Raw genomic sequence first — 22,376 nt, 5'->3', positions numbered from 1 at the left:
GAGGGCCCGTTCCATCGTGGTCACTCGGACGCCGACGAGAGCGTCGTCAGCCCGAGTCGCTCGATCGTCTCCTCGCGGGGGACGCCGTCGTCGTCCCAGCCGCGGAACGCGTAGTACTCGTCCAGCATCGCCGAGAGCTCCTCGGGCGGACAGTACATTCCGGCCGAGGGCCCCTCGGGGATCGGCTCGTTCATCACGCGGTGCGACAGCGTGTCCGTCTCCCGACTCGCGATCCCCCGCTCGACGTTGATGAGCCGCTCGAGGTTGTAGATCCGCTCGCCGATCTCCGCGACGTCCTCGATCGAGAGGTCCCACCCCGTCGCCAGGTTGATCGCGTCGCGGTACCGCGCTTCGATCCGCTCGCCCCACCCGCCCTCGCTCACGAACCGACACTGCGTGAGCGAGTCGCCCAGGGCGGTGTAATGCTGCGAACGCGCCGCGAACTCGGGTGCGCCGTCGGTCTCCTCGACGAACTCGCCACCGTACTGTCGCGTCGGGCGCGTGTCGTGGTGCGATCCGCCGCGCGTCGCCGTCGCGTAGCCGATGCTCATCCCCTTGAGCGCCCGCGGCGAGTGCGCGGCGAACTCGAGCCCCTTGACGCCGTGGAGATACGACGCTGCCTCGGGATCGAGCGTCTCGGCGAACCGGAACGATCCCTCCGCGAGGCGGTCACCGATTCCGTCCCGGTGTGCGATCCGCTCCGCCAGCGTCACCACGCCCTCGGCGTCGCCGAACTCCAGCGCGTCGAACTCGTCTTCCGCCAGCAGCCCGCGCTCGTGACACTCGCGAGCGAACGCGACCGTGACCCCGAAACTGATCGTGTCCAGCCCCAGCCGGTCGCAGGCGTCGTTCGCCTGGATCATCCGCTCGGGGTCGTACGCCTCCTGCATCGTCGCCACGGCGTAGATCGTCTCGAACTCCGGGATCTTCGCCTCCGTGATCCCCTCCGACTGCACCGTGACGTGCTTGCCGCAGCTGACCGTACAGTTCGCACACGTCGTGTCCTCGGTGACGTAGTCGGCTTTCAGCGTCGGGCCGCTGATGCGATCGGCGTCGGCGTCGCTCAGCTGTTCGAACGCGTTGTTCCGCCGCCCCAGTTTCCCCATCTCGTTCACGGGGTTCACCGCGCCGGCGGTCCCGTACTGCTGGAGCGCTTCCGTCCCCTCCATGATGGGTTTCGTCCGGTCGAAGACGACCTCCCGGAACGCGTCGTCGTCTGCGACAGCCGGCTCGAAGTCCCCCTCGCGGACCGCGATCGCCTTCAGGTTCTTCGACCCGAGGACCGCGCCCGACCCGCCCCGTCCGGCGACGCCCTCGCGAATCTCCGACTCGTGGAGGAGGCAGGCGTATCGAACCAAGTTCTCGCCGGCGGGACCGGCCGCGAGCACGTGCGTGTCGCCGTCCGCCTCACCGTCCTCGCGTTCGCGCACCGAACGGCAGGCCTCGTACGTCTCCATCCCCGCTAGGTCCTCGGCGCCGTGCACTTCCGCGCCGTCCTGATCGATCGTCACGTAGGAGAGCTCCGGGGCCGCACCGTGGAGCACGATCGCCTCGAAGCCGGTCGATTTCTGCGCTCGGGGGAAGGTCCCGCCGAACGTGCTGTCGAAAAAGCCGTCGGTGAGCGGACTCACGAACCCGAGCACGCCGCGGCTGGTGCTCTGGAACGCGGTCATGTTCATCGGTCCGACGCCGAGCGCCAGCACGTTCTCCGCGGAGAGCGGGTCCGCGTCGGCGGGGACGTGCTCGTACACCTGCTTCGCGACGAATCCGTTGCCGCCGAGGAACCGGCGCGCGTCCTCGGGGCGGATCCGCTCGACCTCGGTTCGTCCGGTCGAGAGGTAGACGTGGAGGATCTCGCCGCCGTACACCGACGGGAGTTCGTCCGCCATCACTCCACCTCGGCCGTGGTCGCCGGTCGTCGCTGTCGGTTCAGCGGCGCGTCGACCAGCGGGCCGACGCGTCGACGCCGGAGATAGCACCCGCTTTCCGTGCGGTTGGGGCTCATACCACAACGCTATCGAGGTAGTCGCAAAAACTTTTCTCCTGATCGCCCTCTCGGTCAGCGCCCCCGACGACGTCCGGTACTCGCTTCCGACCGCTCCGGTGGCAATACTCTTATAGATCGGTTCAGGACGTAGCGTATGGACGTACTCCATACGGCGATCGACGTGTCCGATATCGAAACCACGAGCGCCTTCTACGAGGGGCTGCTCGGACTCGAGAAGGCCCGCGAGTTCGAGGTCGACGGGCAGTTCAACTACGTCGTCGGCGGCGAGGGCCCCGCGGAGATCCAGTTCTGTGAGGTCGATTCGGCGGTCGACCCCTCCGGGATAAACCACATCGCGATCGGCGTGGACGACCTTGACGCCGTCGTCGCCGCGGCCGTCGACGAGTGGGAAAGCACGATCGAGATGGAACCGACGCTCGTCGAGGACGGGCTCCGGATCGCGTTCGTCACCGACCCCGAGGGATACACGCTCGAACTGATGGAAGCCGTCGAAAACTGAACCGCCCGCCCCGTCAACGGCCGCGGCTCACGTCCAATCGAGCACCCGCGCTCGGAGGACGCGAAGGACGCGATCGAGGACGAGGCCGATGATCATGATCGCGAAGATCGCGGCGTACACCTGCGGTGAATTGAACTCCCTGACACCCCGGATTTCGAGGGCGCCGAGTCCGCCGCCGCCCGCGACCATCTCGAAGATGAACGTGATGATGAGCGAGATCGGCAGGGCGATCTGAATCCCGGTGATGATCCCCGGTGCGGAAATCGGCACGACGACTTTCCACAGGAGGCTCCGCTCTGAGGTCCCCATCATCCGCGCGGACCACATCAGGTTCTCGCTGACGTTTTGCGTGCTGTTTCGCGCGTTGACCGCGATGGGCCAGAACGAGCCCACGGCGACGAGCAGTATCTTCGAGACGTCGCCGATGCCGAACCAGAGGATGAACACCGGGATGAGCGCGATGATCGGGACGGGGTACCCCACGGCGATGATCGGATTGAAGAACCATCCGACGAGGCGGGAGCGGGCGCTCAGCACGCCGATCGGGACACCGAGCACGATCGCGATGAGGAGGCCGGCCAGCGCCCGCCGCAGCGTCAGGTACGTGTGATGGATCATATCGCCCGAGACCGTCAGTTCGTAGAACAGCCCGAGTACGTCAGAAAGCGGCGGCAGGAAGTAGTAATGGATCAGCTCGAACTGCCCGACGAGCTCCCAGAGCACCATCAGGAGTACGAGCGAGTACACTGATTTCCCGATCGAGACGGCGACGTCCGAGACGCTTTGTCCGGCGAAGCGCGTGTTTTCGATTACGTCCATTGTACCGACCTCTCTTTTGCGATCTCGAAGCCGCGAACCGCCAGGTACGCGGTGGCCGAGATGATGATGATGACCGCGAACATCGTCGGGTAGTTACCGATCTGTCCCGACTCCAGAATCTCCGATCCGACGCCCTCGTTCGACGCGATGAACTCGGCGCTGACGAGCGCGATGAACGCGAAGGGAATCGCCTGACGGATCCCGGTCAGAATCTCCGGAATCGTGTCGGGGACAACCACCTTCCAGAGGATCTTCCACTCGGTCGTCCCCATCATCCGCGCCGAGCGGATGAGGTTCTGATCGACGTTTTGGGCCGCGTTGTAGCTGTTCAGTACGATGGGGAGCAGACAGGCCAGAAAGACGATCAGGATCGCCGTCTTGGTGCCGATTCCGAGCCACAGGATCGCCAGCGGCACCAGCGCGGTTTTCGGAATCGGGTACAGGAGCGTGAGGAAGATGTCGAAGAAGTCCTCGACGGCGTCCGACCGCGCCATCCCGATTCCGAGGAGGACGCCGACTACGATACTCAGAGACAGGCCGATAGCGATTCGGAGCAGCGAGATCGCCAGATCGGCGTAGATCGATCCCGTGATCAACATCTCCGCGACGATGCCGACGATCCCCGTTATCGGGGGCAGAATCCCGACGGGGACGACCGCGCCGCTGACGTACTCCCAGCCGGCGGCGACGATCAGGATGGGCAGCCAGTGGATCACGAACTGAACCCCGCGGCGGACGCCGTTCGGGAGTCCCTCCAGCGTCGAATCGACCACCGTTGTGTCACTGTGGGCCATTGTTAGAGGTGCTGGCTCTGCTCTGTTTCCTCGTGAAGCAACCGCCACACCTCGTTTCGCCGCTCGACGTACTCATCGGAGGTGATTATCGCCTCGCGATCGCGCGTCCGGTCGATGTCGATGTCGAGCACCGCCTTCTTTTTGCCGGGGTGTTGGGTCATGATCATCACCTTCTCGGAGAGGTATACCGACTCTTCGACGTCGTGCGTAATGAAAATGATTGTTTTACCGATATCGCGCCAGATGTCGAGTAGGTTGTCCTGCAGCGCCTCCCGAAGCGGCTGGTCGAGCGCGCCGAACGGTTCGTCCATCAGGAGGATCTGCGGGTCGTACGCGAGCGTTCGAGCGAGCGCGACCCGCTGTTTCATCCCGCCTGAGAGCTCCTTCGGGTACTTGTCCTCGAACCCGTCGAGGCCCATCATGTCGATGAACCGTTGGGCGGTCGCCTGCTGCTCTTCGTCGGGCATGTCCTGCTCTTCGAGCCCGTAAGTCACGTTCTGCATCACGGTCCGCCAGGGAAACAGCGCGTAGTCTTGGAAGACGACGCCGCGGTCGGTTCCGGGGCCGTCGACCGGCGTTCCGTCGACGGCGATCTTGCCCGACGTCGGCTCCAAGAACCCCGCGATCAGATACAAAAGCGTGCTCTTCCCGCACCCGCTCGGCCCCACGACGCTCAGGAATTCGCCACCGTCGACCTCGAACGAGACGTCGTCGATGGCTTTCGTGCGTTCACTCCCCGACCCGTACGTCTTCACGAGATTTGAAACAGTAACGTGACCGTCTGGCATACGCCCCAGTTGCAGAATAGAGTATAATAATCTTTGGTCTACGTCCGAAGCGACCGCTTTCGTCGCGATTGTCACCGCTGTCCGTCCTCAGCGCGTCGCGGTCGGCGCTCCAGCGAGCGCCGGCGCGCGCTCGGCGTGTACCCACAGCGTTCTTCCCGTGTCGACCGGCCGTCAGCGACGGATTTCCAACCAAAAATAGGGATAAACTTTTAGACCTCTGGATTGTTTCGCAACTGTATGTCGGAGTATACTGGCAGTAGCAGACGGCGATTTCTCAAGACAGGTGTCGCGGCCGGCCTCGGGATGAGTGCGCTCTCGGGGTGCATCGGTGGACTCGGCGGCGGCGGGGGACCGACCCCGCTTTCGCTCGCGTTCACCGTCCCGATCGAGAACATCTCCTCGCTGATGGCGATCCCTGAGATCCAAGACGAGATGGGCAACCTCGGCGACGTGTACGAACTGAGCGTCAGTCGTAACTCGTCGACGCCGGACACGCTGAACCAGATGGCCTCCGGCGAGGTCGACCTCGGATTGCTCTCGTCGGTCAGCTTCGCGAACGCGGTCACACAGGAGGCGGTCCCCGGCAACATCACGCTGGTGGCGACCGACTTCTGGGACGCCCACCCGGACCACTACGGGTTCAACGTGTTTTCGCTCCCGGACTCGGAGGTCGTCGACCCGGAGGATATGGAGGGCCACACAGTCGCGACGAACGCGACCGGGACGGGGACCCACGCGATCTACCGCAAGATGTTCAATGAGATCGGGCTCACGCCCGGCGAAAACGTCGAACTGGTCGAACTCGGGTTCCCGAACATGACCTCGGCCCTGCAGGAGGGCCGGATCGACGCGGGGATGTACCCCGCGCTCTTCGCGGGCCAGGGTCGGGCGAACGACTTCAACCTCGTGTTCTCCAGTCACGACGTCTGGGAGCCGTATCCGTTCGCGTACATCACGGCCGCGAACAGTTCGATCGACGACAAGGGCGACGCCATCACCGCGTGGGGCGAGGACTACATCAACCTCCTCGACTATATGTACGACAACCGGTCGACGGTCGTCGAACTGGCCGCCGAGCACTTCGAGCTCCCGATCGAGATCGTCGACGGCTTCTTCCTGACGGAGTACGACTACTTCCGCGAGGACCCGGTCACGGACATCGACCGGATGCAGGAGGTCGTCGAGGACCTCGCAGACCTCGGCTTCATCGACACGTTCACCGCGGGCGACTACATCGACAACCAGTACGTCCAGCAGTAACGACCGACTGCGACTTTTTCGGCCAAATCGCCGGCAGCGCTGCGCTCATACACGGAGTTTAGCAACTGCCAGAGTGTCCCGCGGTATCGTCCGGCGAGAACCGCTTCGGACGCGCGATGATCCGTCTCATACTGATTATTCTCGTCTCTTACCGGTGATCGCCGCTAACGGGGGTGGCGATCACCGGTAACAAGTGAGAGTAATCAGTATCAGTACTCGTGCTCGAGGCCGGCCATATCTTCGAGCACGGTGAGAACCGAGGCCGCGTCGAGGTCGCCGCGACCCTTCTCCTCGAGGCTCTTGAACAGTTCGTGGGTCGTCGAGCCGAGCGGGAGGGGGACGCCGTACTCTTGGGCGTCGTTGATCCCGATGCGGAGGTCCTTGTACTGATACGACGCGAAGAACCCCGGCTCGAAGTCGTGATCGAGCATCGCCTCCCCGCGGTGATCGAGGACCCACGAGGAGCCGGTCGCCCCGTCGATGCCGTCGATGAGCTTCTCGCGTGAGACGCCGGACTTTTCGGCGAACACGAGCGCCTCCGAGAGGCTCACAAGCGACGCGGCGGCGATCATGTTGTTGCACACCTTGACGACCTGCCCGGAGCCGAGGCCGCCCATCCGGACGGTCCGGCTCCCGAGGACGTCGAAGAGGTCCGTACACACCGCCGGGACGTCGCCGTCGCAGCCGACCATGATGCGAAGCGTCCCCTCCCGGGCGCCGACCTCGGACCCGCTGACGGGTGCGTCGATCGTTTTGACCCCCGCCGCGTCGAGTTCCTCGCCGACTTCGCGAATCGTGCTCGGCCCGACCGTACTCATATCGACGTACACGAGGCCGTCGTGTGCGCCTTCGACGATTCCGTCGTCGCCGAGCGCGACTGCTTTGACGTGTTCGCCCTTCGGCAGGGAGGTGAAGACGACGTCGACCGCGTCGGCGACTGCCGCGGCCGACTCCTTCGCCGTCGCTCCCTGTTCGACCAGCGCGTCGACCGCGTCCTGATCGAGGTCGTGAACGACGAGGTCGTACCCGGCGTCGAGGAGGTTCCGCGAGAGGTGTCCGCCCATGATACCGAGGCCGATAAAGCCGACTACCGGCTCTCCGTGAGTCTCTGGCATACACCGGGTATGCCGCAGTAAATACTAATAATCTTTTGGTATATACAGTTCGCGGGTCCCGGTGCCGAGCTCGAAAAGCGGGGCGTTTCGGGGTTACTCCGTGCTGACGAACACGGTGCCGTCTTTGACGACGACTTCGTAGCTCGGCAGGACGTAGCTGCTGTCGCCGATGTGTTCGCCGGTCTCGACGTCGAAGGACCAGCCGTGCCACGGACAGGAGACGATGTAGTCGTCGCTGTAGTGCTGTTCGACCCGCTTTCCGGGGCCCTTCCACTCGCCGACGAGCCGCGGTTCGACGAGCCCCTCACAGGCGGGACCGCCTTGGTGTGGACACTGGTTCCGGAGCGCGTAGAATTCGCCGTCGGCCTTCATGACGCCGACCTCCGCGCGGCCGACTTCGACGACCTTCGTGTCGCCGTCCTCGAAGTCCGCCTCCGGGGCGACCTCGACGAGTCCGTCGTCGCTCATAGGTCGAACACCTCCACGGCGTTGCGGCCGAGCATGTCCTTCCGCGCCTCGTCGTCGATCATCGGGAGGTCGGTGATGACGCTCGGGTCGTCGTAGTCCCAGTGCGGGTAGTCGGAGGCGTACAGCAGCTTGTCCGTCCCGAGCATGTCGAAGCAGATCTCCAGCAGGTCGGGGCGGGCGGACTCCTCGAGCGGCTGCGTGCCGAAGTAGTAGTCCGTGATGTACTCGCCGGGGAGTTTGTTCAAAAGCGGCGCTTCCTCAGCGCGCTTGAGGTACTCCTCGTTGAGCCGGCTGATGAGCCCGGGGAGGTACGTGACGCCCGACTCCATAAACACGATGTCGAGGTCGGGGAACTTCTCGGGGACGCCCTGCGCGGTCACGCTGACGATCTGTGACATGTTCGATTCGAGGAACCCGAGCGTGTGGGTCTCGACCATCTCCTCGTACCCCGCGCGGACGTACTCGTCGAGCCCGGAGCCGCCCGTGTGGTAGACGATCGGCAGGCCGAGGTCCTCACAGCGCTTGTAGATCGGGTCGTACTTGCGGTTCCCGAGCGGCGGGGACGCGCCGGCGGTCACCATCACGATTCCCTTGATCGTCTCCTCGCCCTCGACCCGGTCGAGGATGTCCATCGAGGCGTCGATGTCGTGATACGGGACCGGAGCGAGCCCGTAGATGCCCTCGTCGGGGTCGAGCACTTCCTCGAACATATACTCCAGATGGCCTTTGATGAACGACTCGACCCGGCGGTCGTCCGCCTTCACGCCGCCCATCGCGAGAATGAGGTGAGAGATTTGCAGCGTGACGTCGATGTCGAGGTGGTCCATCGCCGCGATCACGTCGTCTTTGTCGTCGCCGCCGTCGGGGTACTCAGAGAAATCTCGGTCGATCTTTCCGTAGTTGAAGCGGTTCCCGGTCGACGCCGGAAAGAACGCGCTCAGGTTCTGCTTGACGCCGGTGCCGCCCCAACTGCTCTTCTCGAACTTCGTTCGCCACGGCTCGGGCATGTACGGCGCGGCCTGCGTGAACGTGTCGGCGTAGTGGTAGTCACAGTCGACGACGAGGTGGTCGCTCGGATCGATCATTGCTGTCTCACCGGCGGGAGTGAATTCGCCATAATCGAGTAGTGAGAATTATCTATAATAAACCTTTGCACAAGATTCTCGACGACGTCGCGATAACCGCAGGCCCGATAGAGCCGTCTACCGGTCGGCCATCACGGTCACGACGGGCAGATCCGCTTCGAGGAGGATCGACTGCGTCTTGCTCCCGAAGAGCGCCTTCCCGGTCGGCGAGCGCTTCCGCCCGCCCACGACGAGGTAGCTCGCGTTTCGCCGGTCGGCCTCCGCCAGTACCTCCTCGACCGGTTCGCCCACGCGACCCTTGAGGATCACGCCCTCGGGGTCATCGAGCGTCCCGCGAACGACGTCGCGTGCGATGCCCGTCGCGTGGCGTTCCCCGTCCTCGACGGAGTACTCCCCGTCCGCTCCGCCCCCGAGCGGTCGATCTCCTTTGCTCCCGTACGCTGCCGGTGTCGTTACCGAGCGACTCGACGACGTGCTCGCGGACTCTCGGAAGTCCTCGAAGACGCGCCGTGGCATCACGTGCAGCACCACGTGATCGACGTCGAAGGCCGCCGCGAGCTTTGCGCCCTCTTCGACAGTTCGGCTGGGAACCGTTTCGCCGTCGACCGCTGTCAGTATCGTCATACCCGTTACTCCCGGCGATGGCTAATAAATCGTGGTGGCTATAGTAGCGGTTGCAAGTCTTCGCTCATCTGATCGCACGACCGCGTGCGATCGAATTGGCAATCAGTTGCAAACGTTACTATATTGTCCCCGCTGGGACGGCGCTTCCGGCCGTCGGCGCGTGTCTTGGCGCGGGGACGGCGGGCCACGACGCAGTGAGAGAAGGCGGCCGACCCCCACTCGTGTGTGAGCGAGCCGCGGAGCGACCGGCAGGCGGACCCGCGATTTTATTACGGGCGCCACACAACAACGCGCCGTCGAATGAGCGATAGAGAGTCAGACACACGAGCACCACCGGCTACCGGCGACGATGGCGGTGGCGAGGTGCGGTATCTCTCCCAAGCGGACTTGGAGGTGCCCACCCACCAGATCGTCAGCCCGGACGGCTCGTACGACGAGGGGGCCGTCCCGGACCTCGACGACGAGGAGTTCTGCGACCTGTACCGGTGGATGGTGACAGACCGGGTGTTCTCCCGGCGGATGGTGAACATTCAGCGGCGGGGCGAACTCGGCACGTTCGGGTCGACCCGCGGCCAGGAAGCGAGTATCATCGGGAGCGCGTTCACGCTCCGACCGGAAGATTGGCTGTACGTCGGCCGCGCGTGGACGCCGATGTTTATGCGCGGCGCGTCGATGCGGGACATGATCCTGTTCTGGCGCGGCATCGAGGAGGGCCAAGAGGCGTTCGCCCGCCAGAACTCCCAGATCGCGATCTCGATCGGTTCGCACCTCCCGCTCGTCGCGGGAATCGCGTGGGGAATGCACCTCGACGACACCGACGCGGTCGCGACCGCCTATCTCGGCGACGGCGCGACGAGTACCGGCGCGGCCCACGAGGGGATCAACCTCGCGGGGTCGCTCGGCCTCCCGGCGCTGTTCTTCTGTCAGAACAACCAGTACGCGATCTCGATGCCGTACGAGAGACAGAGCGGCGCGAAAACGATCGCCCAGAAGGCGCTCGCCTACGGGATCGACGCGATCCGCGTCGACGGGCAGGACGTGCTCGCGGTCTACGACGCCGTGTCGACAGCGCGAGAGCGCGTGCGAAACGGCGAGCCGGTCTTCGTCGAATCGGTCACGTACCGCCTCGACGCCCACACGACGAGCGACGATCCGACCCGCTACCGCGACGACGAGGAGGTCGAGGTGTGGGAGGAACACGACCCGATCGAGCGGTACCGGGAGTTCCTGAAATCGGAGGGGCTCTGGGCATCGATCGACCACGACGCCATCGTCGAAGAGATCGACGCCGAGTTCGACGAGGCGCTCGCGACCGCCAACGAACTCGAAGAGCGGGCCGTCTCGGAGATGTTCACCCACGTCTACGACGAACTGCCGCCCGAACTCGCCCGACAGCTCGACGAGTTCGAGGAACTGCTCGAACGACGCCCGGAGATGTACGACTACATCGAACAGCGACCCAAGGGATGACAATGCAGGCAACTATCGTACAGGCGGTCAACGACGCACTGCACACGGAGATGGAGCGCGACGACCGGGTCGTCGTCTTCGGCGAGGACGTCGCCAAAAGCGGCGGCGTCTTCCGCGCGACCGACGAACTCCTCGACCGGTTCGGCGACGACCGCGTGGTCGACACGCCGCTCTCGGAGATCGCGATCGTCGGCGGCGCGACGGGGATGGCGATGTACGGCTACCGCCCGGTCGCGGAGATCCAGTTCTCGGGCTTTCTCCCGCCGGCGTTCGACCAGCTGGTGACGAACGCCAGCCGGATCCGCTGGCGGACGCGCGGGGAGCTCAGCGCGCCGATGGTCGTCCGGATGCCCTACGGTGCCGGCGTCCGCGCGCTCGAACACCACTCCGAGAGCCTCGAAGGCGCGTACGCCCACGTCCCCGGCCTCAACGTCGTCGTGCCGAGCACGCCCGCGGACACGAAGGGACTCCTCACCGCCGCGATCCGCGATCCGGATCCGGTCCTGTTCATGGAGCCGAAGCGGATCTACCGATCCGTTCGCGAGGAGGTCCCCGAGGGCGAACACGAAGTGCCGATCGGCGAGGCGGCGGTCCGCCGCGAGGGCGAGGACGTCACCGTCGTCGCGTGGGGGGCGATGATGCCGCCGACGCTCGAGGCGGTCGAGGAGGGCGGCGTCGACGCCGAGGTGATCGATCTCCGATCGATCTCCCCGATGGACACCGAGACGGTCGTCGAATCGGTCAAGAAGACCGGCCGCTGCGTCGTCGTCCACGAGGGGCCGCGGACGCTCGGCGTCGGCAGCGAGATCGTCGCGCAGATCAACGACGAGGCGCTGATGTACCTCGAATCGCCCATCGAGCGCGTGACCGGGTTCGACACGCCGGTCCCGCTGCTCTCGATGGAGGACTTCTACTTCCCCCACCCGCCGCGCATCCTCGACGGCATCGAGCGCGCGCTGGCGGACTGATACGGTCGTCCCGTTTCGCCGTCGATCGGATCGGTTCCCCCGTGACCGCGGTCACCGGTCAGAGGCGGCACCCGCCGATACGACGGCCACTCGTGTTCGACCGTCCGTTTCGATTCGGCCGTCCGTTGACGCAGGGAAATACTGAAAGGGTTGTACGTCGACCGAACGATATGGTTGAACGAACGTTCGAGCTACCGGACCTCGGAGAGGGCATTGCAGAAGGCGAACTCGTCTCGTGGGCCGTCGCAGCGGGCGACGCAGTCGAAGAAGACCAGCTTCTCGCGGAGGTCGAGACCGACAAGGCGCTCGTCGAGATTCCGAGCCCCTACGAGGGCACCGTCAAACGGCTCCACCACGAGGAGGGGGAGATCATCCCGGTCGATAGCGTCATCGCGACGTTCGAAGTCGAAGGCGACGAGCCGTCTGAGACGGTCGCCGACGACGCATCGGGCGGAGACGCGGGCGGCGCCTCTCCGGACGCGGCTCGAGAATCGTTCCCGGACGACGACGGGGACGCGAGCGCGGAGCCCCCGGCTGCCGTCGGTGAGGCGTCGGTCCCGTCGGGGCGCGTCTTCGCGGCGCCGAGCACCCGCTCGCTCGCGCGCGAACTCGGCGTCGATATCGGCGCCATCGACGGTTCGGGACCGGGCGGGCGCGTGGCCGGCGCGGACGTCCGCGCGCACGCGAACGGACAGCCGACGGCGCCGACGACCGGTGCGGACGTCGGAACCCCGGAAGAGGAACGGAGCGACGCGGCCGCTGCGGCCGCGTCGACGACCCAAGCGGAGGACGTCGACGACAGCGCGGGCGCCGCCGCGGCGGTGCAGGACGGCGTCGCCGCCGCGCGCGATCGGACGCTCGCGATGCCGGCGACGCGGCGGCTCGCCGACGAACTCGGCGTCGATCTGAACGCCGTCCCCGCGAGCGAGGAGCGCGAGGGGGAACCGTTCGCGACGCCAGAGGACGTCCGGCAGTACGCGGCGGGCGACAGGGGGACAGCCGGCGGCGCCTCCGCTGCCGATGAGGCACCCGCGGCGGCGACGGCGACGACCGCGGGGTCTGCGAGCGGGGACGAGGAACGCGCCGTCGCGACCGACATCGAAGCCCGCTCGGGCGAGCGCGTGCCCTATCGCGGCGTCCGGCGGACGATCGGCGAGCAGATGGCCCACTCGAAGTACACCGCCCCGCACGTCTCCCACCACGACGAGTTCGACGCGACCGACCTCGTCGGGCTTCGGGCCGAACTCGCCGCGGCGGCCGAGGACGAGGGCGTGAAGCTCACGTACCTCCCGCTCGTCGTGAAAGCGATCACGACGGCGTTACAGGAGTACCCATACCTCAACTCCAGTCTCGACGAGGCGAACGAGGAGATCGTCCTCCACGACGAGTACAACATCGGGATCGCCGTCGCGACCGACGCGGGACTGATGGTCCCGGTGGTGAAGAACGCCGACGAGAAGGGGCTGAAGCAGCTCGCAAAAGAGATCCGCGACCTCGCCGACCGCGCGCGCGACCGCAAGATCAAGCCCGAGGAGATGCGGGGCGGGACCTTCACGATCACGAACATCGGCGTCATCGGCGGCGAGTTCTCCTCGCCGATCATCAACCACCCCGAGGCGGCGATCTTCGCGATGGGGCCGATCAGAGAGCGCCCGTGGGTCGTCGACGGCGACGTCGTCGCCCGGGAGACCATGCGATTTTCGATGTCGGTCGACCACCGGCTCGTCGACGGCGCCGACGCCGCGCAGTTCTCGAACCGCGTGAAGGAACTGCTCGCCGAGCCGTCGCGGCTGCTCTTGGAATAGACCGACGTCGGGGCGTTCGCCTCGACGCGCCGCGCGCGGTCGGCGCGGACGGATGACTTTTTGAACCGGGAGCGAGAGGTGAGGCGTATGGTAATGGGCGACATCGCAACGGCGACGGATCTGCTCGTGATCGGGGCGGGTCCCGGCGGCTACGTGGCCGCCATTCGCGGCGCACAGCTCGGATTGGACACGACGCTCGTCGAGAAAGACGCGTACGGGGGCGCCTGTCTGAACCGGGGCTGCATTCCCTCGAAGGCGTTCATCCACGGCGCCGACATCGTTCACGACGCGGCCACCGCGGAGGAGCTGGGGATCCACGCCGACCCGGCCGTCGATATGGTGCAGATGCAGCAGTGGAAATCTGGGGTCGTCGACCAGCTCACCGGCGGCGTCGAGAAGCTCTGCAAGGCCAACGGCGTCTCGCTGCTCGAGGGGACGGCCGCGTTCGAGGACGCCCACACCGCGCGCATCGCCCACGGCGGCGAAGGGCAGGGGATGGAAACCGTCGAGTTCGAGCACGCGATCATCGCGACGGGATCGCGCCCGATGCAGATCCCGGGCTTCGACTTCGCCGACGACCCCGTGCTCTCCTCTGCGGAGCTGCTCCAGATGGAGTCCGTGCCGGATCGACTCGTCGTCGTCGGCGCGGGGTACATCGGGATGGAGCTGTCGACGATGCTCGCGAAGCTCGGCACCGACGTCACCGTCGTGGAGATGCTCGACGACGTCCTCGCGAATTACGAGGACGACGTCAGCCGGGCGGTCCGTTCGCGCTCGGAAGCCCTCGGCATCGAGTTCCACTTCGGCGAGGGCGCGACCGGCTGGGAGGAGAGCGCCGACGGCGTGACCGTCGCGACGGAGACCGAAGACGGCGACATCTCCGAGTACGAGGCCGACGCGGTCCTCGTCGCGGTCGGCCGAGAGCCCGTCACCGACACGCTCGACATCGAGGAGATCGGGCTCGAACCGAACGAGCGCGGGTTCATCGAGACCGACGACCGCGCGCGAACGGACGTCGAGAACGTCTTCGCGGTCGGAGACGTCGCGGGCGAGCCGATGCTGGCGCACAAAGCGAGCGCGGAGGGACTCGTCGCGGCGGCGGTCGCGGCCGGGGAGCCCGCCGCGCTCGACCAGCAGGCGATCCCGGCGGCCGTGTTCACCGACCCCGAAGTCGCCACCGTGGGTCTCACCGCCCAGGAGGCCGCGGACGAGGGGTTCGACCCCGTAGTCGGCGAGATGCCCCTGCGCGCGAGCGGGCGGGCGCTCTCGATGGGCGAGACCGACGGCTTCGTCCGCATCGTCGCCGACGAGGCGAGCGGGATCGTCCTCGGCGGGCAGCTCGTCGGCCCGCACGCCTCCGAACTCGTGGCCGAGGTCGCCCTCGCCGTCGAGATGAGTGCGACGCTCGAAGACGTCGCGGGCACGGTGCACACGCACCCGACCCTCGCCGAGGCCGTGATGGAGGCCGCAGAGAACGCACAAGGACGGGCGATTCACACGCTGAACCGGTAGTCTGACCGGTCTCGCGCCGGGGAAGCCCCACGTCGGGGCGGCCCCACGTCGACTGTGCTGCGCGCTCGGCCGCCGCCTCCGACCCAAGGAACTATTTTCCGGCGCGCAGTCCATCGGATATGCCGCGAGAGCGACCAATCCGACGCGTCGGTATCCACCGGTGGGGAACGCACCCGTGTCCCCCGGACTACCTCCGAGACCTGCTGAACGAACGCGACGACCTCGACTGTCGGTTCGAACTGTGTGAGCCCGGCGATCTGACCGGGCTCGACGGCGTCGTCACGGTCTTTCACCACGACGAGTTCGTCGACTCGGTCTCGTGGGTGCACAACATCCGGTCGGGCTATGAGGACTTCCCGCTCGACGACTACCGCGACGCCGGCGTGACGATGACCAACAGCACCGGCGTCGCGGGCGACCTCGTCGCCGAGACCGTCACGGGGCTCGTCGTGACCCTCGCGAAGGGGCTCCACCGGCTCCGGGACCGGCAACACGAGCGGGAGTGGGAGCGGCTGCCTTGGCAGCGCCCCTTCGAGGTGAGCGGTTCGAGCGCCTGCGTCGTCGGGCTCGGCGAACTCGGCGGTAGCGTCGCCACCCGACTCGGCGTGCTCGGGATGGACGTCGACGGCGTCGACATCCGCCCGGTGTCGGGACTCGGGATCGATCACGTCCACGACGCCTCGCGGATCGAAGACGCGGTTCGGGAGGCTCGATTCGTCGTGCTCACGACCCCGCTGACCGAGGCTACCCGCGGCCTCGTCGACGGCGCGGTGTTCGAGGCGATGCGCGAGGACGCCTACCTCGTCAACGTGAGCCGCGGGGAGGTCATAGCGTGGGGAGCGCTCGAAACCGCCCTCGAGGGGGCGGAGATCGCCGGCGCCGCGCTCGACGTGTTCCACGAGGAGCCGCTCCCGCCGGACTCGCCGCTCTGGGAGCGCGAGGAGGTCATCATCACCCCGCACGCGGCCGCGCAGTCGAAGACCTACGGCGACCGGATCGCCGATCTCGTCGCCACGAACGTCGCGCAGCTCAACGGCGGCGCCACCCCGTGGAACCGAGTCGTCTGATCGGCCACGCTGTTCCCGCTTGGCGAACGTCTGTCCTCATCTCGAACACCTCGCACCGTAGTGTTCCCCTACTACGGACAGTGATTCATTTTAGCGAAATAGGGCCACTGCCTCCGCGGTCCGAATCGGAGACGCCGTCAGTGCCGGTGGCTGATCGGTGGGCGAGGCGGGACTCCGGCCGAGAGTCTGTTCGTATTTACTGACTCACAATTCAGTATATGGGAATCACGAGTGGGTCTGGTTCAGTTCGATGATGTTCGCCGCGCGGCGGAGTTCCGGGAGGATCTCCTCGTCGATACGCGACTGCTCCATTCGGCTCACGGGCCCCGAGACGCTGAGAGCGCCGGCGATATCGCCGTCGCTCAGTACGGGGACCGCAACGCAGTGGAGCCCCTTGATCCGCTCTTCGCTGTCGTAGGCGCACTCGCGACCGCGGATCTCCGCGAGCGTCTCGAGCAGTTCCGTCCGGTCCGTGATCGTCCGGTCGGTTTTCGCCGGGAGCCCGTGGCGTTCGATGATCGAGTCGACGCGCTCGCGCGGCAGGTACGCGAGGATCGTTTTCCCGAGCGCCGTCGTGTGGAGCCTGACCGACTGCCCGGTGTAGGAGTCGAGGCTCACCGCGTTCTCGCCGCGCTCACGTGCGAGAAACACCCCAAGTCCGTTCTCTTCGACCAGTAGGTTCGCGTATTCGCCCGTCGACTCGGCCAACCGCTTCATCTCCGGGATCGCCACGGTGTAGAGCCGCTGTCGGGACCGCGCGTATCCGCCGAGGTCGAGAAAGCGGAGACCGACGCTGTACTCGTTGTCGGCTTTGACGACGTACCCCTCGTGTTCGAGCGTCCGGAGGTAGTTGTGCGCGCTGCTCTTCGAGAGGTCGAGATGGCTCGACAGCTCCGTCACCGTCGCTCCGTCCAGTGATTTCAGCGCCTCCACGATCCGAAACGTCGTCTGTGCGGTCTTCACCGGCGTCGTCGGCTGCGAATCAGATTCGTGCATATTTGGTGAATTACCCTTCAGCATCTTATATCTATTGTTCGTGTTTGACGAACGCTTCTCCAGTATCCGATGGCGAGGCGAGCGATCGAGGTTACCCGACTCGATAGACCGCCAGTCGGACACCGTTCGGCTGGCGGGTCCCGGCCGCGACGAAGACGCTCTCGGTCAGCCACCGGAGGTCCTCGTCCGCGGTCTCGAACTCCGGTACGGAACAGAAGTACACCTCCTCGGGTTCCACGGGCTTCCCGTCACGAAGCCGCTGGCTCGTCTCCGGGTCGGCGAGTCGCATCCCGCGGTTCTCGACGTAGACCCGTGACCCGTCGGTGGTCTCGAAAGCGTACTTTGCCACGAGTTCGGTCGGTCGCCGCTCGCGGTACAGCTGGTAGTCCGCACCCGCCTCGAGGACGGTCCCCTCGCAACGTCCGGTGACGGTCCCGCCGAGTATCGGGATGATACGGCGCTGACCGTCGCCGGTCTGACCGATCTCGATCGGCGATTCGACGTCGATCTCCAGTTCGAGGACCCGTTCGAGCCCCAGTTCGAGGTTCGGATCGTCCGTTTGCCAGTGGTCGTCTGCCATACCGGTGCTGTCGAGCCTATTCACATAATTGTTGTGTATAGATACCGCTGCCGTCACGGAGTTTCGGCAGTGGTGTTGCCTGATACTAACATATGTACGACCGTTATTTGGTCCGATATCAACGCGGTAGTGTTCACAACTGGTTGCTCGGCTGCCGCCACGACAGCGTGCGAGCGAGTGATGCTCCGCCCGTGGATTTCTCCGCACTGACGCACTCCGCATAGTTATATTTGGGGATAACAAAAACTAAGAGGATCACGTGCGAGACAATACTATGGCTCACGATACCGAAAAACGAACCATTCAATCGATCGATCGGGGGTGTGAGTTGCTGGATCACCTCCGTCGCAACGGGCCGTCGACGATCTCGGAACTGGAATCGGAATCGGAGCTATCGGCCGGAAGTATTCACACGCACCTCTCGACACTGAAGGACCACGGATTTGTCGAGCAAGACGGATCGCAGTACCAACTCGGCGCGATGTTCATCCCATTCGGCGTCCGCGTGCGTAATCGATCTATTCTCTACTCCGCCTCGAAGCTGATCGTCCATCAGCTTGCGAATAATACGGGCGGTTGCGTCCACCTGATGACCGAGTACGACAACCGGCTCCTCATCCTCGAAGAGGTGTACGGTGAGGACGCGGTAGACAAGGAATTTCATATCGACAAACGCGGGCGGCTCCAGCGTCACGTACACTGTACGGCGGGGGGAAAGGCGATCCTCGCGAATCTCTCAGAACCGGCGGTGCACGCGATTCTCGACGACCACGGGCTCCCCTCTCGGACCTCTCATACGATCACCGACCGGGAACAACTGCTCGAGGAGCTGGAGACGGCCCGGGACCGAGGCTACGCGCTCAATGATCAGGAACATATGCCGGGTATCCGAGCGGTCGGGGCACCGATCCGTCACGACGAGACCGGCGACGTTCTCGGCACAGTCAGCGTATCCGTGTCGGCCGCGAGCTGGACCGGAGAGCGGTTCAGAGAGGAACTTCCCACCGCGGTCAGGAAGGCGGCAAACGAAATCGAGATACGCATCCACTCCCGCGAACTCAACGCGTGATGCGGACGGCGATAACCCGGAGCAGCACTCGCAACGTCTCGTGGTCGTAGTCGCTGGAAAGGGGCGATACCCGTCCGTACGAGCGCACCCAGTCCAGCGTTGAATTGTGACTGTCTCCCCGGTACCGATCCGTGCCGATCGAAAAGCGATTTGACAATCCCAAATACAGTACCGCACGGAACAAACGGGTGTCGTCTCAACGGATCGAATCTTGTGGCGTTTTCGGTCCCAACACTGGTGCGGACCGAGCGATACCTGCGTCAAGAGGGGTGATCCGTATACCACTTCTTTGATAATACCAAATAGTATGGTCCCTCATACGCGTACGATTCAAGCAATATGAGTATTGTTCACACCTCCCAAAAGATTTATTATGATCGTTCACGACGTTCATTTCGTATGGTAGAGGAGAACTACTACGTGAGCATAGACACCGGTGGAACCTTCACCGACGGCTACGTGTCGTATCCGGGGGGATCCACCACGGTCAAGGTCCCCACAACGGACCACGATCTCACGGTTTGTTTCCGTAACTGCATCGACAAGGCGGCGGACAAACTGGGGGAGACCACTGAGGGGTTCCTCGTCGACACCGACGTCGTTCGTTTTTCGACGACCATCGGTACGAACACGATCATCGAGCGGTCGGGGCCGAAGATCGGTCTCATTGTGACGAGTGGCGAGGAGGAGGACCTGTTCCGAACTGAGGGCGGGGACGAGGGACTGATCGCGGGTGACGACCTCGTGATCGGCGTCGAGGAGCGAACCAGCGCCGACGGTGAGGTGATCGACCCCGTCGACGCCGACGAGGTGCAGGCAGCGGCGAAGACGCTGATGAACCGGGGGGCGAAGCTCCTGCTCATCAGCTTCGCCAACTCGTTCCACGACGAGACCAACGAGGAGCGAGCCCGGACGGTCATCGAAACCGAGTACCCACCGCACTACCTCGGCCCCAATCAGGTGCTGACCGCCAACGAAGTCAGTAGCCGACCGGGGTACCGGACCCGGACCTACACTGCGCTCGTCAACGCGTACGTCCACCGCCCGATGGCTCGGTCGCTGTACAAAGCCGAGGACGACGCCCGAAACAGCGGGTACTCGAACCCGCTTCTCATCGGCCAGTCGACCGGCGGTGTCGCCGGCGTCTCGAAGACCGTCGCGCTGCACACCTACAACTCCGGCCCCGTCGCCGGCGTGTTGGGGGCGGACGCGTTCCGCGAGCTGTACGATCTCGATTCGGTGATGAGCGCGGATATGGGCGGGACAAGCATCGATCTGGGCACGATCGTCGACGGGGATCTCGACCGGAACCTCACACCCGAGGTCGCCGGGCTGTCGGTTCACGTCCCGATGATCGACGTCCACACCGCGGGGGCGGGCGGCGGGAGCATCGCGTCGGTGAGCGACGGCGATCTCTCCGTGGGCCCGGAGAGTTCCGGTGCGGAACCCGGACCGGCCTGCTACGACCTCGGCGGATTCGAACCGACCACCACGGACGCGGACGTCGCCTTGGGGTACATCGACCCCGAATACTTCCTCGGCGGTGACCAACAGCTTAACGCTGAGCGGGCCGAGGAGGCGGTCGAGCGGCAGGTCGCCGACCCGCTCGATACCACCGTCGCCGAGGCCGCACTCCGGATCCGCCAACGCGTCGACCGGAACATCGCCGATGCTATCGAATCGCAACTCGCCGAACGCGGCGAGGAGCCCTCGGACGTCACGTTGATCGCCTACGGCGGTGCGGGCCCGACTCACTGCTGTACGTTCGCGCAAAAAGCCGGGGTGAACCGCGTCATCACCGCCCCTGCTGCCGCGGAGTTCAGTGCCTTCGGGGGCGCTACGCTCGACGTCGAGCACCGCTACTCGGAGGCGTTCGGGGAGACGGTCAGCGGCGATGCCCCGTCGATCGACCGGCGTGCGTTCGATCGGACTGTCGAGCGGCTGGAAGACGAGGCGATTCAGGACATGGCCGGAGAGGGATTCGAGGCGGAGGACATCATCCTCCGGACGTCGATCCTCGCCCGTTCGGGTGCGGATGTCCGAGAAGTACCGATCCCGTCCCACCCCGACGGGGCGAGCGGCCTCGATGCGGTGCTCGAAGCGTTCGACGCCGACCCGGAAGACGAGATCGACCTCGACACGCTGGTGCTCACCGCGGTCGGCCCGGTCGCCACCGAGGAGCTTGATCGCCACGAGTTACGGGGCGAGGACCCGAGCGACGCCCGGAAGGGCGCCCGCGAAGCCTACTGGCCGGGTGACGGCTGGGTGGAGACCGACGTCTATCAGCGCGAGGACCTGGCGCCCGGTAACGCCGTCGAGGGACGGGCGTTGATCGAGGCGACAGACACGACCTACGTGGTCCCTGCCGACTGGACGTTCACGATCGACGAGTACGCGAACGGGATCATCGAACGATGAGCTTCGGATCGCCGCCGGCCGTGGACTACCTCGACGGGATCTCCGAGGAGCGTCCGTTCGTGCCGCTCGTAGACACGCTGGCGGCGGAGATCAATCAGGTTCCCCACGAGGTGTACCACCGCGATGCGACCCAGTCGGCGAACGGCCGACAGCGCGCCCAGCGACTGTTCGAACACGACGCCGTCGTCACCACGCTCGACTCGACGCTACTCTGTGACGTCCTCGACGCCACTGTCGAGTGGAGCGGTGAGTCCGACCGGTTCGTCACCACCCCCGCATCGAGCGGGACGGAGCTGAGCGCGCCCGCCGACGTGGCGGCGGCGGGTCGCGTCCCGGTTGCCCTCGATGTGGCCGAGCGACTCGTGACGACCCTCGAGGACGTCGCGGTCGTCGGGGGAATCCCGGGTCCCGTCGCGACGTTTAATCAACTGCTCGCTGACGCGCGTATCGACGCGAACCGGGAGGCGAACGAGCTGATACGGGAGGTCTTCGGCGACGTGGCGCGGGCGTACGGTCGAGCGGGTGTCGACGCGTTCCTTGTGACCGAGCTCGCGACCGGGACGCAGTCGCCGTCAGCTGTCATCGAGGCGGACGTCGCGGCGCTGGAGATGCTCGGGAACATCGCCGAGTTCTTCGGCGTTCCCGTGATGTTCGTTCCCCAAGGGTTCGATGTCGATGTCGCCGCCGAAATCGTCGATCGATGCCCGATAGACGGGGTGCTCGTAGACAGCGCCGATCCGGCGTCGCTGGCCGATCGCTTCCCCGCCGTTCGCGTCGGCGGGGGAATCACTCCCGAACTGCTCTCGGAGTCGACTGACGAAATCGAATCGACGGTCGAATCGCAGTTCGCTACCGCGCCGACCTCGGTGTTTCCGGCGAGCGGAACGGAGATTCCACCGACGATCCATCCGAGCAAGCTCCAAGCCGTCTCTCGAGGGGTGAAGGCGGCGCTATGAGACGTACTGGAGGTAATATGACACGGTACACTGACACATACGACACGACTGACCGAAGCAGACCCATCGAACCGA

The 22,376-nt window shown here is 65.3% G+C and carries 20 protein-coding genes; 10 read left to right on the top strand and 10 right to left on the bottom strand.

The window, feature by feature from the left end; translation table 11 throughout:
• Nucleotides 1-20: 20 nt before the first annotated feature.
• Nucleotides 21-1,889, bottom strand: coding sequence for an aldehyde ferredoxin oxidoreductase C-terminal domain-containing protein (locus ACT3HL_RS10365; protein ID WP_445086754.1), 1,869 nt, complete (start codon nt 1,887-1,889; stop codon nt 21-23).
• Nucleotides 1,890-2,141: 252 nt separating this feature from the next.
• Between ACT3HL_RS10365 and ACT3HL_RS10360 the strand changes: the two genes are divergently transcribed.
• Nucleotides 2,142-2,507, top strand: coding sequence for a VOC family protein (locus tag ACT3HL_RS10360; RefSeq protein WP_445086753.1), 366 nt, complete (start codon nt 2,142-2,144; stop codon nt 2,505-2,507).
• A gap of 27 nt (nt 2,508-2,534) precedes the next feature.
• Here the strand turns inward: ACT3HL_RS10360 and ACT3HL_RS10355 are convergent, their stop codons facing one another.
• Genes ACT3HL_RS10355 through ACT3HL_RS10345 form a run of 3 tightly spaced genes read right to left on the bottom strand, consistent with a single transcriptional unit; the run spans nt 2,535 to nt 4,908 of the window.
• Entirely contained in the window at nt 2,535-3,326 is a 792-nt protein-coding gene (locus tag ACT3HL_RS10355) for an ABC transporter permease subunit (RefSeq protein WP_445086752.1), read from the bottom strand.
• Nucleotides 3,317-4,120 carry an ABC transporter permease subunit gene (locus ACT3HL_RS10350; RefSeq protein ID WP_445086751.1) on the bottom strand — a complete coding sequence of 268 codons (804 nt, stop codon included), beginning with the start codon at nt 4,118-4,120 and terminating at the stop codon, nt 3,317-3,319. The genes ACT3HL_RS10355 and ACT3HL_RS10350 overlap by 10 nt, the downstream gene beginning before the upstream one ends.
• Before the next feature lie 2 nt (nt 4,121-4,122).
• The gene (locus ACT3HL_RS10345; RefSeq protein ID WP_445086750.1) at nt 4,123-4,908 is read right to left on the bottom strand and encodes an ATP-binding cassette domain-containing protein; all 786 of its coding nucleotides are present in this window, start codon (nt 4,906-4,908) and stop codon (nt 4,123-4,125) included.
• A gap of 237 nt (nt 4,909-5,145) precedes the next feature.
• Here ACT3HL_RS10345 and ACT3HL_RS10340 point away from each other — a divergent pair, with 237 nt between their 5' ends.
• Complete coding sequence (locus ACT3HL_RS10340; protein ID WP_445086749.1) at nt 5,146-6,168, top strand: ABC transporter substrate-binding protein; 1,023 nt, start codon at nt 5,146-5,148, stop codon at nt 6,166-6,168.
• 209 nt (nt 6,169-6,377) lie between these two features.
• On the opposite strand, the gene ACT3HL_RS10335 is transcribed toward ACT3HL_RS10340, so the two are convergent.
• From ACT3HL_RS10335 to ACT3HL_RS10320, 4 genes are all read right to left on the bottom strand, one after another.
• The gene (locus ACT3HL_RS10335; protein WP_445086748.1) at nt 6,378-7,283 is read right to left on the bottom strand and encodes an NAD(P)-binding domain-containing protein; all 906 of its coding nucleotides are present in this window, start codon (nt 7,281-7,283) and stop codon (nt 6,378-6,380) included.
• A 93-nt stretch (nt 7,284-7,376) separates the two neighbouring features.
• Nucleotides 7,377-7,751 (bottom strand): Rieske 2Fe-2S domain-containing protein, encoded by a 375-nt coding sequence (locus ACT3HL_RS10330; protein ID WP_445086747.1) that lies wholly within the window; start codon nt 7,749-7,751, stop codon nt 7,377-7,379.
• A complete protein-coding gene (locus ACT3HL_RS10325; RefSeq protein ID WP_445086746.1) occupies nt 7,748-8,836 on the bottom strand; it encodes an amidohydrolase family protein in 1,089 nt (362 codons plus the stop codon). Before ACT3HL_RS10325 ends, ACT3HL_RS10330 begins: the two co-directional genes overlap by 4 nt.
• A 117-nt stretch (nt 8,837-8,953) precedes the next feature.
• Nucleotides 8,954-9,460, bottom strand: coding sequence for a universal stress protein (locus tag ACT3HL_RS10320; RefSeq protein ID WP_445086745.1), 507 nt, complete (start codon nt 9,458-9,460; stop codon nt 8,954-8,956).
• Nucleotides 9,461-9,760: 300 nt separating this feature from the next.
• Between ACT3HL_RS10320 and ACT3HL_RS10315 the strand changes: the two genes are divergently transcribed.
• From ACT3HL_RS10315 to ACT3HL_RS10295, 5 genes are all read left to right on the top strand, one after another.
• Complete coding sequence (locus tag ACT3HL_RS10315) at nt 9,761-10,930, top strand: thiamine pyrophosphate-dependent enzyme (RefSeq protein WP_445086744.1); 1,170 nt, start codon at nt 9,761-9,763, stop codon at nt 10,928-10,930.
• Nucleotides 10,931-10,932: 2 nt separating this feature from the next.
• Complete coding sequence (locus ACT3HL_RS10310) at nt 10,933-11,898, top strand: transketolase C-terminal domain-containing protein (protein WP_445086743.1); 966 nt, start codon at nt 10,933-10,935, stop codon at nt 11,896-11,898.
• A gap of 170 nt (nt 11,899-12,068) precedes the next feature.
• Nucleotides 12,069-13,703 (top strand): 2-oxo acid dehydrogenase subunit E2, encoded by a 1,635-nt coding sequence (locus ACT3HL_RS10305; protein ID WP_445086742.1) that lies wholly within the window; start codon nt 12,069-12,071, stop codon nt 13,701-13,703.
• Between the two features lie 87 nt (nt 13,704-13,790).
• The gene (gene lpdA / locus ACT3HL_RS10300; RefSeq protein WP_445086741.1) at nt 13,791-15,215 is read left to right on the top strand and encodes a dihydrolipoyl dehydrogenase; all 1,425 of its coding nucleotides are present in this window, start codon (nt 13,791-13,793) and stop codon (nt 15,213-15,215) included.
• A 119-nt stretch (nt 15,216-15,334) separates the two neighbouring features.
• Complete coding sequence (locus tag ACT3HL_RS10295) at nt 15,335-16,282, top strand: NAD(P)-dependent oxidoreductase (RefSeq protein WP_445086740.1); 948 nt, start codon at nt 15,335-15,337, stop codon at nt 16,280-16,282.
• 225 nt (nt 16,283-16,507) lie between these two features.
• On the opposite strand, the gene ACT3HL_RS10290 is transcribed toward ACT3HL_RS10295, so the two are convergent.
• Together ACT3HL_RS10290 and ACT3HL_RS10285 are read right to left on the bottom strand one after the other, a co-directional pair.
• Complete coding sequence (locus tag ACT3HL_RS10290; protein ID WP_445086739.1) at nt 16,508-17,278, bottom strand: IclR family transcriptional regulator domain-containing protein; 771 nt, start codon at nt 17,276-17,278, stop codon at nt 16,508-16,510.
• Nucleotides 17,279-17,369: 91 nt separating this feature from the next.
• The gene (locus ACT3HL_RS10285; RefSeq protein WP_445086738.1) at nt 17,370-17,858 is read right to left on the bottom strand and encodes a DUF3237 family protein; all 489 of its coding nucleotides are present in this window, start codon (nt 17,856-17,858) and stop codon (nt 17,370-17,372) included.
• A 274-nt stretch (nt 17,859-18,132) separates the two neighbouring features.
• On the opposite strand from ACT3HL_RS10285, the gene ACT3HL_RS10280 reads away from it, so the two are divergent.
• The 3 genes from ACT3HL_RS10280 to ACT3HL_RS10270 all read left to right on the top strand — a co-directional run bounded on the left by ACT3HL_RS10280 (nt 18,133) and on the right by ACT3HL_RS10270 (nt 22,301).
• Nucleotides 18,133-18,927, top strand: coding sequence for an IclR family transcriptional regulator domain-containing protein (locus ACT3HL_RS10280; protein WP_445086737.1), 795 nt, complete (start codon nt 18,133-18,135; stop codon nt 18,925-18,927).
• Nucleotides 18,928-19,326: 399 nt separating this feature from the next.
• Complete coding sequence (locus tag ACT3HL_RS10275) at nt 19,327-21,345, top strand: hydantoinase/oxoprolinase family protein (protein WP_445086736.1); 2,019 nt, start codon at nt 19,327-19,329, stop codon at nt 21,343-21,345.
• The gene (locus tag ACT3HL_RS10270; RefSeq protein WP_445086735.1) at nt 21,342-22,301 is read left to right on the top strand and encodes a uroporphyrinogen decarboxylase family protein; all 960 of its coding nucleotides are present in this window, start codon (nt 21,342-21,344) and stop codon (nt 22,299-22,301) included. The genes ACT3HL_RS10275 and ACT3HL_RS10270 overlap by 4 nt, the downstream gene beginning before the upstream one ends.
• Nucleotides 22,302-22,376: the final 75 nt, after the last annotated feature.

It is taken from the genome of Halobellus sp. GM3 (assembly GCF_052545375.1).
Note: the sequence above shows the minus strand (reverse complement) of the source record. Positions and strands in the feature narration are given on the sequence as shown.